This window comes from Spirillospora sp. NBC_01491, from assembly GCF_036227065.1.
Classification (GTDB): Bacteria; Actinomycetota; Actinomycetes; order Streptosporangiales; family Streptosporangiaceae; genus Spirillospora; species Spirillospora xylanilytica.
In genome coordinates this window covers 1,623,113-1,635,321 of the sequence record NZ_CP109432.1, presented here as the reverse complement: position 1 = coordinate 1,635,321, position 12,209 = coordinate 1,623,113, and the positions used below count along the sequence as shown (strand labels likewise).

At 70.5% G+C, this 12,209-nt stretch carries 13 protein-coding genes and 3 tRNA genes; 8 read left to right on the top strand and 8 right to left on the bottom strand.

Annotated elements, in window-relative coordinates:
- The first annotated feature begins 145 nt into the window (after window positions 1-145).
- The 4 genes from OHA34_RS08190 to OHA34_RS08175 are packed head-to-tail and all read left to right on the top strand — an operon-like array spanning window position 146 to window position 3,846.
- Window positions 146-745: a hypothetical protein gene (locus tag OHA34_RS08190; RefSeq protein WP_329521239.1), complete on the top strand. Its 600-nt coding sequence runs from the start codon at window positions 146-148 to the stop codon at window positions 743-745.
- Window positions 742-1,593, top strand: coding sequence for an MNIO family bufferin maturase (gene bufB / locus OHA34_RS08185; protein ID WP_329521238.1), 852 nt, complete (start codon window positions 742-744; stop codon window positions 1,591-1,593). The genes OHA34_RS08190 and bufB overlap by 4 nt, the downstream gene beginning before the upstream one ends.
- Window positions 1,586-2,533: a DNA-binding domain-containing protein gene (locus OHA34_RS08180; protein ID WP_329521237.1), complete on the top strand. Its 948-nt coding sequence runs from the start codon at window positions 1,586-1,588 to the stop codon at window positions 2,531-2,533. The genes bufB and OHA34_RS08180 overlap by 8 nt, the downstream gene beginning before the upstream one ends.
- Entirely contained in the window at window positions 2,530-3,846 is a 1,317-nt protein-coding gene (locus OHA34_RS08175) for a ferritin-like domain-containing protein (protein WP_329521236.1), read from the top strand. The genes OHA34_RS08180 and OHA34_RS08175 overlap by 4 nt, the downstream gene beginning before the upstream one ends.
- Window positions 3,847-3,962: 116 nt before the next feature.
- On the opposite strand, the gene OHA34_RS08170 is transcribed toward OHA34_RS08175, so the two are convergent.
- From OHA34_RS08170 to OHA34_RS08155, 4 genes are all read right to left on the bottom strand, one after another.
- The gene (locus OHA34_RS08170) at window positions 3,963-4,292 is read right to left on the bottom strand and encodes a hypothetical protein (protein ID WP_285940366.1); all 330 of its coding nucleotides are present in this window, start codon (window positions 4,290-4,292) and stop codon (window positions 3,963-3,965) included.
- A gap of 205 nt (window positions 4,293-4,497) precedes the next feature.
- Window positions 4,498-4,572, bottom strand: a tRNA-Val gene (locus tag OHA34_RS08165).
- Window positions 4,573-4,592: 20 nt separating this feature from the next.
- Window positions 4,593-4,663, bottom strand: a tRNA-Cys gene (locus OHA34_RS08160).
- Between the two features lie 26 nt (window positions 4,664-4,689).
- Window positions 4,690-4,761: transfer RNA gene (locus OHA34_RS08155), tRNA-Gly, on the bottom strand.
- A gap of 136 nt (window positions 4,762-4,897) precedes the next feature.
- On the opposite strand from OHA34_RS08155, the gene OHA34_RS08150 reads away from it, so the two are divergent.
- Both OHA34_RS08150 and OHA34_RS08145 read left to right on the top strand, forming a co-directional pair.
- Entirely contained in the window at window positions 4,898-5,599 is a 702-nt protein-coding gene (locus tag OHA34_RS08150; RefSeq protein WP_329521235.1) for a helix-turn-helix domain-containing protein, read from the top strand.
- A gap of 162 nt (window positions 5,600-5,761) precedes the next feature.
- Complete coding sequence (locus OHA34_RS08145) at window positions 5,762-6,601, top strand: aminotransferase class IV (RefSeq protein WP_285940362.1); 840 nt, start codon at window positions 5,762-5,764, stop codon at window positions 6,599-6,601.
- 55 nt (window positions 6,602-6,656) lie between these two features.
- Here the strand turns inward: OHA34_RS08145 and OHA34_RS08140 are convergent, their stop codons facing one another.
- Window positions 6,657-7,931 (bottom strand): MGH1-like glycoside hydrolase domain-containing protein, encoded by a 1,275-nt coding sequence (locus OHA34_RS08140; RefSeq protein ID WP_285940361.1) that lies wholly within the window; start codon window positions 7,929-7,931, stop codon window positions 6,657-6,659.
- Window positions 7,928-8,671 (bottom strand): polyphosphate--glucose phosphotransferase, encoded by a 744-nt coding sequence (gene ppgK / locus OHA34_RS08135; RefSeq protein WP_285940359.1) that lies wholly within the window; start codon window positions 8,669-8,671, stop codon window positions 7,928-7,930. The genes OHA34_RS08140 and ppgK overlap by 4 nt, the downstream gene beginning before the upstream one ends.
- 184 nt (window positions 8,672-8,855) lie before the next feature.
- Here ppgK and OHA34_RS08130 point away from each other — a divergent pair, with 184 nt between their 5' ends.
- Together OHA34_RS08130 and OHA34_RS08125 are read left to right on the top strand one after the other, a co-directional pair.
- Window positions 8,856-9,050, top strand: coding sequence for an FAD-dependent oxidoreductase (locus tag OHA34_RS08130; protein ID WP_443029627.1), 195 nt, complete (start codon window positions 8,856-8,858; stop codon window positions 9,048-9,050).
- Window positions 9,051-9,074: 24 nt separating this feature from the next.
- Window positions 9,075-10,487, top strand: coding sequence for a recombinase family protein (locus tag OHA34_RS08125; protein ID WP_329521234.1), 1,413 nt, complete (start codon window positions 9,075-9,077; stop codon window positions 10,485-10,487).
- Window positions 10,488-10,493: 6 nt separating this feature from the next.
- Here the strand turns inward: OHA34_RS08125 and OHA34_RS08120 are convergent, their stop codons facing one another.
- Together OHA34_RS08120 and OHA34_RS08115 are read right to left on the bottom strand one after the other, a co-directional pair.
- Window positions 10,494-11,390: a hypothetical protein gene (locus OHA34_RS08120; protein ID WP_329521233.1), complete on the bottom strand. Its 897-nt coding sequence runs from the start codon at window positions 11,388-11,390 to the stop codon at window positions 10,494-10,496.
- Window positions 11,391-11,567: 177 nt separating this feature from the next.
- The gene (locus tag OHA34_RS08115) at window positions 11,568-12,107 is read right to left on the bottom strand and encodes a helix-turn-helix domain-containing protein (RefSeq protein ID WP_329521232.1); all 540 of its coding nucleotides are present in this window, start codon (window positions 12,105-12,107) and stop codon (window positions 11,568-11,570) included.
- Window positions 12,108-12,209 lie beyond the last annotated feature (102 nt).

The window sequence follows — 12,209 nt, the reverse complement described above, 5'->3', positions numbered from 1 at the left end:
GTGCCTCGCGCGGGCAAATTCGCATGCCTCCGGATTATCGACCATGGGTCAAGGGGAGGTAGGGCCAAGGATCGGAATGGTCTTCCAGGTAATGGCGTGTTCGATCGTCTGCGCCGTTCTGGTGTGCGGGCGGGGGAGGAATGACATGGGGAAGGTCAAGAGAGAACATGAGGGGCACGGCGAGCGGACCGGGGCGGAAGTCCTCTCTTCGGCGGAATACGCCGCCGAGCTGAAGTACGAGTCGAGCGGCAGGCTCGTCGAGGCCGGCTGCGGAGGCACGTCCGACGGGCTCGAGCAGCACGTCTGCATGGGCCTGAGCGCCTGCCACGGATTCGACGTCGACGGCCAGGCGTACATGGCGGGCACCGGGAGCTGCGCCACGGTCCGGCACGTCTGCCACGGTGAGGGCCAGTGTCGCGGCCAGGGCGGCTGCGGCTACGCCGGCGCCGACTCGGAGCAGTGGCGTCCGGGCGATCAGGCGTGCCGATACAACGGGAGCTGCGCGAGCCCGATCAACATCAGCCGGGTGTTCTGTGCGGGCCCGATGAAGGGCAAGAGCGTCTGGATGCAGGCGCGCCGCCAGATGGAGGACCGGATGAACCGGGCGAGCCTGGCCTATGGCCCCGCACCCGGCGAGGGCATTCCCGACGGAATGCTGCCGGAATATGACATTGACGACGAAGAAATTCCTCCCAAGCCGAAATCCGCGTCCCCATCGGACGACGGTTCCTCGACGGCCCGATGACGGCACCCGTTTCCGGGGGCGGGCCGCTGGGATTCGGGGTCGGACTGCGCACGCCGCACCTGGAGCACGTGCGGTGCCACGAGCCGCGGGTCGGATTCTTCGAGGTCATCTCGGAGAACTACCTGACGTCCCAGGGCGGGCGCCGCAAGGGGCTCGCCGAGATTGCCGAACGGTACCCGATCGTCCTGCACGGGGTCTCGCTGTCGATCGGCAGCACCGACCCTCTCGATTTCGACTACCTCACCCGCCTGCGGCGGCTCGCCGCCGAGACGCGGGCCGAATGGGTGTCCGACCACGTCTGCTGGACGGGCGTGCTGGGCCTCAACACCCACGACCTGCTGCCGATGCCGTTCACCGAGGAGTCCCTCGCGCACGTGGTGCGGCGCGTCCGCACCGTGCAGGACTTCCTGGGACGGCGGCTGGTGCTGGAGAACCCCAGCAGCTACGTCGAGTTCACCGGCTCCTCCATGACCGAGCCCGAGTTCCTGGCCCGGATGGCCGACGACGCCGACTGCGGCCTGCTGCTCGACGTCAACAACGTGTACGTGTCGGCGGTGAACCACGGGTTCGACCCGGCCAGGTACCTGAGCGTGCTGCCGGCCGGCCGGGTGGCGCAGATGCACCTGGCCGGCCACTCCGACCACGGCACCCACCTCATCGACACCCACGACGGCCCGGTCGCCGACCCGGTCTGGGAGCTGTACGCCCGCGCGGTCGCCGCGACCGGAGGGGACGTGCCGACGCTGCTGGAATGGGACGACAAGCTGCCCGGCTTCCCCGTCCTGGAAGCCGAGCTGGACAAGGCGCGCCGGGTCGCCGAGACGGCGGGAGGCCGCGCCCATGCCTGAGCTCGACGGCCTCGCCGGGCTCCAGCGCTGGATGCAGCACGCGATCCTCGACCCGAAGGGGGTCACCGCGTCGGCGGGCGAGGTGCTGACCGCCTCGTCCGGGATGACCGCGCGGGAACGGCTCGCCATCTACTGGCGCGGCTACCGGCTGCGCCTGCTGGAGTGCATGCGCGAGCTGCATCCGGGCCTGATCCACCTGCTCGGGGAGGAGCTGTTCGACGCGTTCGCCCTGGAGTACCTGGACTCCTGCCCGCCGCGGGACTTCACCCTGTCCCGCTTGGACGCCGGGTTCGCCGGCCACCTGGCCGAGACCCGGCCCGACACCGGCCTCCCGCCCGCGGAGCGGCAGCCGTGGGTCGACGTGATGATCGACCTGGCCCGGTTCGAACGGGCGGTGACCGAGGTGCTCGACGGGCCGGGCACCGAGGACGGCCCCGTGCTGGACGCGGCCGACCTCGCGCTGCACGCCGCCGACCTCGCGAGTACCGCGGGCGCCGCGGGACCGGGCGGGACGATGTCCCCGCACGGCGGCGGCGGGGGACCGGCCGGCTGGCGGCTGGCGACCGCGCCGTGCCTGCGGCTGCTGCGGCTGTCCTTCCCCGCGCACCAGTACGCGACCGCCGTACGGCACGGCCAGGACCCGCCGTTCCCCGCACTGGGGACGACGTACCTGGCCGTCGGCCGCCGCGACTACGCGATCACGATCCACGAGCTCGGCCCGCGCCCCTTCCGGGCGCTGCGCGACCTGAGCCGGGGCGCCACCGTCGGCACCGCGCTGCGCGGAGCGGCCCGCGAACGCGGCCCGGCGTGGCTGCGGCACTGGGCCGGGCTGGGGTTCTTCACCGCCATCGAACGGCCGGCGGCGCCCGCCCGCCCGTCCCGTGCCCGCGCGCACGGACCCCGTCCCACCATGAACTCGGTAGAGAGGGCAGCACGATGACCGCCACGACCACGACGGCCGTCCCGGCGCAGACGATCAGGCCGCTGCTCCCGGGCAAGGGGATCACCACCGTGCGGGAGCTGGCCGACCATCTGCACGTCGCCGCCCAGGTGGAGCTGTCCACGATCCCGCTGTTCCTGTACTCCGCCTACTCCCTCAAGACCCAGGGGCACTCGCAGTGGGCGGCGCAGCGCGGGGTCCTGCGCACCCTGATCGGGGTCTCCATCGAGGAGATGCTGCACCTGGCGCTGGTCCGCAACCTGATGGTCGCCATCGGGCACGGCGACGAGATCAAGTTCTACGATCCGAAGTTCGTCCCGGTCTTCCCCAGCGACATGCTGAACCGGAACGACCCCGCCGACCCCGACGGTGCCAGGATCCGCCTGGAGCTGAAGGCGCTGTCGACCGCGCACGTGCGGACGTTCCGCCGGGTGGAGCAGCCCGACAGGATCCCGCCGCGCGCGGCCGGCGCCGTCCCGGACCCCGCGGAGGTCGGGCAGTACACCAGCCTGGGCGCCTTCTACCGGGCCATCGAAAAGGGCTTCGCCAAGCTGAACAAGGAAAAGAAGATCAGCTGGGACCTGGCGAACGTCAGAAAGCAGTACCACCGCGGATTCTGGAACGAATTCGGCAGCGGGACGCCGATCAGGGTGTACGACTACAAGACCGCCAAGGCCGCCTTGGAGCTCATCATCGAACAGGGCGAGGGAAGCACCAAGGAGCACGAGCGCATCCAGATCAGGCCCGGCATCGAGGACTACACGCACTACGAGAAGTTCCGCCGGATCGAGAAGGAGATCGAGGGCATCGGCGCAGGTGACGCCACCTCCAAGAACGAGATCTCGATCAACGATCCCCGGGTCGTCTGGCCGGTCGTCGACAACCCCAGGCTCAAGAAGTACAAGAGCCTCCCGAACGTCCACGCGCTCATGGAACTGTTCAACGCGTGCTACTGCTACACGCTGTGCCTGCTCGACGAGCTGTATCAGAACACCACCAAGGACGAGCGCGAGGAGACCATTCCCGGCACCGAGCGCACTGAGCTCTTCAGCCGCCGGTACGAGCTCGAGCGTAACGGCATCGCCGCGATGCAGGGAATCCTCTATCCGATCGCGCAGGCCCTGGTCACCACGCCGGTGGACATGAAGCACACCGCCGGGCCCTCCTTCGAGTTCTACCGGTTCGGCGAGCGCGGCGCGGAGACCAAGAAGGACGAGCTCGTCCGGCTGTGCGAGACCGCGATCGGGTACCACCCGAAACTGGGCGGCGACGACGGCGTCCGCCGCCAGATCTCGCTGCTGACGGAGATCTGAACCGGGCGGAGCGCCGCCGCAGGACCGTGCCGTCCCGCGGCGGCGCTCCGCGGCGCCACCGGTGGGGCACCGGTGGGGCACCGCCACGGGCACCGCCACGGGCGGCGCCGATCGTCCTAGCGGCTGAGCACCTTTTCCAATTCCCGCTTGTTCATCTGGGACCGTCCCTGGATGTTGCGGCGCTTGGCCTCGGCGTAGAGCTGTTCCTTGGTCCGCCCGCCGGGGCCCAGGCCGCGGCCCGAACGTCGGCCGCCCCGCTTCTGCGGCGATTCGGTCTCCGTCGAGATCCTGCTCGCCCGCCGTGCCTCGCCCGTCCGCGCGCGGTTCTTGTTGACGGTCCGCGCGGCGATCTCCTCGGCGCGCCGTTCGCCGGCGCCCCGCTTCTTCTGCGAGTCCTTGATGTCCTCGTACTGGCGTTCCCTCTTGTCGCTCCATGCCCGCGGCATGACCGCCCCCTCGGCGAGATTCCGGGATCCGGGCCGGCGACCTGCGCCGATGCCCGATTCGCGACGTTCGCAGTGGTAGCGCTACCCAGGCGAGTGCGGCTCACGCACGGAGCCCCGCCCGCCACGTCCGGAAGCGGGACGCCCGCCCGGAAACGAGGGAAGCCTCGTTCCAGTGTGTCGGAACGAGGCTTCTGAACTGGGGAGATGGTGGGCGATACTGGGATTGAACCAGTGACCTCTACCGTGTCAAGGTAGCGCTCTCCCACTGAGCTAATCGCCCGCGCGTCTGCCGACGCATCGAGGTGGAGACGGGATTTGAACCCGTGTACACGGCTTTGCAGGCCGTTGCCTCGCCTCTCGGCCACTCCACCAGAGCGAGGCCCTCCGGACCTCTCAGAGCGGAAGACGGGATTTGAACCCGCGACCCTCACCTTGGCAAGGTGATGCTCTACCACTGAGCCACTTCCGCTTGCGCTGCCCGGTGCCTTGCGGCCCCTTGCGGCGACGGGGAAAACATTAGCGCGTCCAGGCCCGTTCCCCAAACCGGGTTTCGCCAAGGGCACGTTTCGTCACGGATCGAAGCAAGGCTCGCCTAATGTCGGAACATGTCCGCAGAACACGCCATCGGCTCCGACATCGCGCCGGTCGCGGCGCTGCTGGCCGACCGGGCGCGGGCGGCCATGCTGACCGCGCTGATGGACGACCGGCCGCTCGCCGCCGGGGAACTGGCCCGCATCGCCGGGGTGAGCGCCCAGACCGCCAGCGCGCACCTGGCCAGGCTGCTCGACGGCGGGATGGTCACGGTGGTCAAGCAGGGCCGCCACCGCTACTACCGGCTCAGCGGCACCGAGGTCGCGCGGCTGATCGAGGCGCTGTCCAGGATGAGCCCCCCGGTGGAGGTGCGCAGCCTGCGCCAGTCCCGCGACGCGCGGCGGCTGCACCTGGCCCGCACCTGCTACGACCACCTGGCGGGTGAGGCGGGCGTCGCCCTGTACGCCGCGCTCTGTGACGGCGGCATGATCGAGCCCGGCCCCGAGGCGTGCGCGGTGACCCGCAAGGGCGAGGAACGGCTGGCGGGGATCGGCATCGACGTGCCCGAGCTGCGCCGGGCCCGCCGCGGGTTGGCCGGGCACTGCCTCGACTGGACCGAGCGCAGGCCCCACCTGAACGGGGCGCTCGGCGCCGCGCTGATCGCGAGGATGATCGAGCTGGGCTGGTTCGAGCGGGGGAGCACCCGGCGGGCGCTGACCGTGACCGACGCCGGCCTGGCCGGCCTCGCCGACTCGTTCGGCTGCCTGCTGCCCTGACCTCGGCGGCCGTCCCGGAGGCCCGCCGCGGGGGCCTGCCGCGAGACCGCGCCGCCGACCCGGCCCGATGAGCCGGGACGGGCCCCGCACGGCCCGTAGTGTGGTCTGGACAGCGGACTGTGAGCGGGCCGAAGGCGGCCCGCCGTATGGAGGTGGCTTCCGGTGACGGCGGGGCAGGGCAAGATTTGGCTGAACGGGGACCTGCTCGACCCCGAGCAGGCGCGGGTGTCGGTCTTCGATCACGGCGTCCTCGTCGGCGACGGGATCTTCGAGACGGTGAAGGCCACCCACGGGGAGCCGTTCGCGCTCACCCGGCACCTGCGGCGGCTGGCCCGTTCGGCGGCGGGCCTCGGCCTGCCCGAGCCCGACCAGGACGCGCTCGCCCACGGCACGCTGGAGGTGCTGGCGGCGGCGCCCAGGTGGCCGCTGGCCCGCGTCCGCATCACCTACACCAGCGGGCCCGGCCCGCTCGGCTCGGACCGGGGGACCGCCGGGCCGACGGCTTCGATCATCGTCGCCGAGCAGCGTTCCTTCCCGGAGACCGCGGACGTCACGGTCGTGCCGTGGCCGCGCAACGAGCGCGGCGCCTTGACCGGACTCAAGACCACCTCCTACGCCGAGAACGCGCTCGCGCTCAAGTACGCCAAGGAGCGCGGCGGCGGCGAGGCGGTCTTCGGCAACCTGGCCGGGAACCTGTGCGAGGGCACCGGCACCAACGTCTTCGTGGTCCGGGGCGGGCGGCTGGTCACCCCGCCGCTGTCGTCGGGCTGCCTGGCGGGCGTGACCCGGGGGCTGGTGCTGGAATGGTGCGGCGGCGAGGAGGAGGACCTCCCGCTGGAGGACCTCTACCGGGTCGAGGAGGCGTTCCTGACCTCCACGACCCGCAACGTCCAGCCGATCCGCGCCGTCGACGGCACCGTCCTGCCGGTCGCGCCCGGCCCGGTCACCGCCAAGGCCATGGAGACGTTCGCCGCCCGCGGCGCCGAGCTGATGGACCCCTGACGGCCGTCCCGGCGCCGCCCGTGCCGACCGTCCGGGGCGGGCGGCGCCGGCGTGCTCAGGGCGCGAGCGCGACGACCAGCGCCGACCAGGTCAGCGGGACGGCCCCGTGCCCCCGACCGGTCTCGGGATTCCAGTGCTCGGCGAACCCCGAGGGGCCCACGGCGGCGCGCGACATGGCCGTCACCGCCGCGCGCACGTCCGCACGGCCCCAGCGGTCGGCGGCGAGCACCGCGAGGTAGTTCATCTGCATCCACGCGGTCCCGCGCCAGTAGCCGTCCGGGTCGTAGGCCGGATGGTCCCGGGCCACGTACGCCAGGCCGCAGGGCGCGGCGAACCGCTCCGGATCCAGGAGTTGGTCGAGCGCCCGCTCCGCCTTGACGGGGTCCCGGGTGGTCAGCGCCCCGAGCACACCGTCGAGGGTCGGGACCCGGCCCGTTCCCGCCCCGCCGCTGATCTCCCCACCGGTGATCGGCTCGTCCGCCCAGAGGCCCTGCTCGTCGTCCCACAGGCGCTCGTCGATCGTCGCGGCGTGCCGCGCGGCGCGCTCGGTCCAGGCCCGGTCGCCGGTGAGCGCGCCCAGTTCGGCGGCGGCGTGCGCGTACAGGACGTTGTAACCGGCGGAGGCGCACTCGAAGGCCGTGGAACGCGTCGCGGCGCCGTTCGGAGCGAAGCCGGTCGCGTCCACGAGATGCCAGTCGAAGACGGTCCAGTCGGGCCGGTTCCAGCGCAGCGTGCCGCCGGGGCCGCCCGTCCTGCCGAGGAAGGCGGCCACCCAGGCGTCCCAGCGCGGCGAGTCGTCCGTCCCGGACTCCCAGGGGTGGACGAGGTAGATCAGGCCATCCGGGGTGCGGCGGTGGCGCCACAGCCACTCGAGGGACGCGCCGATGCGGGCGGTGAGCCCGTCCGGGAGCATGCCCGCGGTCGCGAGCACCCGGGCGGCGTGCGCGTACACGGGCGGTTGCGTGTACGAGGAGCAGTGGTCGAGCGGCCCCCGGTCGCGGTTGGGCTCGGCGTACCGCATGTGCGGGACGAACCCGTCCGCGAACTGCGCGGACAGCACCCCCGCCAGCTCGCGCCGCGCCCGCGCGTGCTCGCCGAAGTGGTGCCAGCAGATCGCGGCGAAGCAGGAGTCCCACATCCACTGGTGCGGGAAGACCGCGGTGTTGGGGTAGGTGTGGCCGCGCCGCTCGTCCCAGTGGGCCTCCAGGACCGCGCGGGCCCTCCTGACGATCTCCGCCGGGTCCCGGATCGGCCCGGCGCCGGGCGACGGCCCGGTGTCGCGGGGCGGGGGCGTGCCCTGGGGCGGTCCGGTCTCGCGGGACGGCGTCACGGCGTGGTGCCGGCGGCGGCCATCGCGGCGCCGACGATGCCGGCGTTGTTGACCATGGCCGCCGGGACGATCGGGGCGCGGACGTGGTGGATGAGCGGGACGAAGTGCTCGGACTTCTTGCTCACCCCGCCGCCGAGGATGATCAGCGAGGGCGAGATCAGCGCCTCCAGATGGATCAGGTAGTCGCTGAGCCGCCTGGCCCACTTCTCCCAGCTCAGATCGTGGTCCTCGCGGGCCTTGGCCGACGCCCGCGACTCGGCGTCCTTGCCGTGCAGCCTCAGGTGCCCGAACTCGGTGTTGGGCACCAGCACGCCGTCGGTGAACAGCGCGCTGCCGATCCCGGTGCCGAGCGTCAGCAGCACCACGGTGCCGCCGTGCCCCTTGCCCGCGCCGAGCCGCATCTCGGCGAGACCGGCGGCGTCGGCGTCGTTCAGCACGGTCACCGGCCGCCCGGTCGCCTCGGCGAAGAGCCTCCGGGCGTCCAGCCCGATCCACTCCTTGGACACGTTGGCGGCCGTCATCGTCCGGCCGCCGATCACCACGCCCGGGTAGGTGACGCCGACCGGGCCGGTCCAGCCGAAGTGCGCCACGATGCGGCCCAGCACCTTCGCGACCGGTTCCGGCCTGGACGGGTGCGGGGTCTCGATGCGCAGCCGGTCCGCGCGGAACCCGCCGTCCGAGAGGTCCACCGGGGCGCCCTTGATGCCCGACCCGCCGATGTCGATGCCCAGCATCTCCATGCCCCCTGCCTACCCCCGCCGGGTGCGCGCCACCCGTCGGTGATCGGGTCGCCGGACCTGCCCCGCGCCCGCGCCGTCCGCGCGGATCAGGGTGTTCAGGGGGCGCCGCCGGGACGCGCGCCGGTCGAGATTCGTCGCCGTTTGGGGCTTATGGGATCGGTCGCGTCCCGGCAGACTGTGTGCCGTGAACGACTTCGATCTCCTCGTGCTCGGGTCGGGACCCGGCGGGCAGCGCGCGGCCATCGCCGCCGCCAAGCTCGGCCGGCGGGTCGCCATCGTCGACCGCCGCGACATGATGGGCGGTGTCTGCATCAACACCGGCACCATCCCGTCCAAGACGCTGCGCGAAGCCGTTCTGTACCTGACCGGGCTCAGGTAAGACTCAAGTAGTACTCTACGCGGCATGGCCAGGAACCCGCAACGAGCTGGCATGTACTGCCGCCTCAGCTACGCCGAGGACGGCACCGAAGAGAAGGTCGACCGGCAGGAGAGCGACTGCCGGCAGCTCGCCGAGCGCCTCGCCTGGCCGATCTCTGAATTGCACGTCTTCAAGGACAACAACCGGTCGGCCTGGCAGCGCAATCGCAAGCGGCCCGGCTGGGATGCGCTGCTCGCCGCCATCAAGGCCGATGAGATCGACTCGGTCATCATCTGGCACGGAGACCGTCTGATCCGTCAGCCGTACGACCTTGAACAGCTGATCAATATCGCGGACTCCAAGGGAGTCCGGCTGGCGTCGATCGCAGGCACCCGCGATCTGGACAACTCTGATGACCGCTACATTCTGCGGATCGAAGCCGCCGGCTTCTGCCGGTCATCCGATGACACCTCGCGGCGGGTGAAGCGCGGGCTCCAGGCTCGCGCAGAGCGAGGCCTGCCCCGCACCGGTGGAACGCGGGCGTTCGGTTTCGAACGCGACAACATCACGCCGCGCCCCTCCGAGACCGAGGTGATCGCGGAAGGCGGTCAGCGGCTCCTGGCCGGGCAAAGTAACTATTCGGTGATCCGATGGGCGAACACGGTGTCGACCACCACCGAGGGGAATCCTTGGACTCCGCTGACCTTCCCGCACATGATCACACGGCCGCGGATCGCAGGTCTCATCGAACGCAACGGGGACTTGTACGAGGCTGTCTGGGATCCGATCATCGAGGTCGAGGAGTGGCACCTGATCCGCGGGATCCTCAAGGACCGCAAGAACAGCACCCCGGTCCAAGACCACGGAATCAGATACCTCCTGTCCTGGATCGCCCGTTGTGGAACCTGCACGGGGCCCCTCGTCACAAGGAACCAGGGCGGCAAGAAGCAACGACGAGCGAAGGTGTACGGCTGTACCAACCCCCACTGTGCGAAGAAGGTGAGCTGCGCTGGAGCTCACCTGGACGCCTACGTGTCGGGTCGGGTCGTCCGCGTCTTGAACGATCGGGACTTCATTAAGCGGCTGGTCGCCACGCAAAGCGATCCCCGTCTCGCCGATGAGATCGTGGCGTTGGAGCGACGTAGGGCGGAGGCCAAGGCCCAGCTGGAGAACCTCGCGGATTATCCGGAGATCGACGTGGGGATGATCGCTCGTTCGCTGGGGTCGTTCGACACCAAGATCGAGCGGTTGCGCGGCCAGCAGCAGGCGACGGCCCGCCAGCGGAGGTTGACCCGGATGGCGGGAGTCACCCGGGAACAGTGGGACAACGAGCCGTTGGATGTACGCCGCTCCACGGTCAAGGACCTGTTCGACGTCACGGTGCTGCCAGCGCTGCGCAAGGGGCCGGGTTTCGATCCGGCGCGCGTCAAGGTCCGCCTGATCGAAGAGTCGGATTGAGGAGAGTCAGTGGTGGTGGCGTAGCGGGTGGTGGGTGTGACGTGGCCACGGTCGGCTGAGGTGAGGGCGCCGCTGGGTGCGGGATGGTGTTGGCGCCGCGGTCAGCGCCGGCACATCGAGTGACGCCGTGGGAGACGGCGTCAATTCGACGGTCGTGGACGATGTGGGGGTGGGGGAATCAGTGACTGGGGCTTCCGCTGCCGACGGTTGCGTCCGTGGCGGGGTGGGCGGCGGGCTCGGGGACGGTGCGACGTCGGGGGCAGCAGTGGGCTGGGCCTGAGGTATGCGGACCGTGGGCTTGGGCAGAAGAAGCCGGTGCCCGTGAGGGAGGAGCGGCGACCCGGACGGCGGGAAGGTGTCCGCCTGGATGTGGTCCGTGGCGATGTTCTGTGTGGCAGAGGGCTGCAGGTAGCCGGGATCGGCGACGGCTGGCAATGCCGGAGCGACAGCTACCCCGATGGCGGTGACTCCAGTGCCGGTGAACTGTCCTAGCCCGGTGAGGAACGGCACTGGGGACAGTGCCGCGAGGCGGCGGCCCAGGCGAGTGCGGGAGCGGCGGAGGAACCCAGCGCCGGCGCCGGGCCGGTAGGCGCAGATCTGGTCGCTGCCGCGCATCCAGACGGCGAGGGCGATCTCTGGCGGGAGAGCGGAGTGGAGCCCGCTGTGCCCGGTGCTGTCGATGGCGCGGATCGCGGCGCGGAGCTCGATCCAGCTCTGAGCTATGCGTTCGGGCCTGACCGGTGTTTCTGTGCCGGCGTGTGTGAGGTCGACGAGGATCCCGCCGATGGAGAGGCTGACGTCGGTGCCGTGCTGGAGGGCGTTGATGTAGTCGACGGGGACTCCGGAGGTAAGGGTGTCACGCCGGATTCCCAGTAGAATGTACTCGCCGTCGATCTTCGTCATGGGCACACCTCAGCCGTGATCGTCTCTGATCGATCTGTGCGGTTGTGTGCCAAGTCCCCGTGTCAATGAGACGCGTTACGGCTGCCGTTTGGTGGCGATTCAACAGACCGTTACATGCTTGTTACATACCATTCTCGGGCAGATGCTTGCGGAACCGGGCGCCTCGGTGGTGGAGAGTTACCCCGCACGGGAGGGGCCGCGCCGCTCGCCCACCTTCTTCGCCAACGCTTCGTTGATCGCATGCGACAGGTCGAGCAGCGCGTCCGTGTCAATATCGCCGCGACTGAGGCGGATCATCAGGATCGCGAGCTCTCGCTCCGCGACCGTGACCGGGGCGCGCCAGATGTACTGCTCCCATTCGGCCAGGTCCTCAAGGCCGACTTCCGCCGGGACTTGGACCTGCGGGGCGGGGACGCGTGCCCCCGCACGGACTGGGCCGACGTGTACTCGCGATGCGATCTCCTCGGGAGCTGCGACCCCGGCGTGGATCATCATTTCGCCGAGCGTGTAGCCGAGTGCGGCGCCGAGCGCCCGGAGTGCCTTGATCTCGGGGACCCGGTTGTCGCTGAGGATGCGGGAGATGATCGAGAGGCTGATGCCGGTCTCGTTCGCTAGGCGCGTCTTGCCTCCTGCGCGCGGCCCTTCGATGTCGTAGCCGCGCTCGCGCATCTCACGGCGCAGCCACGTACCGAACGGTATGTCCTCTTTGGTGCCCACGGGCAAGAACTGTATCCGGTTAAGCAAGCTAAGTCACGTGCTTGCCGCACGGCAACCAGCAGGTCAAAGCATGCCGTGGCCAGGGAACTTGCAACTGAGCGG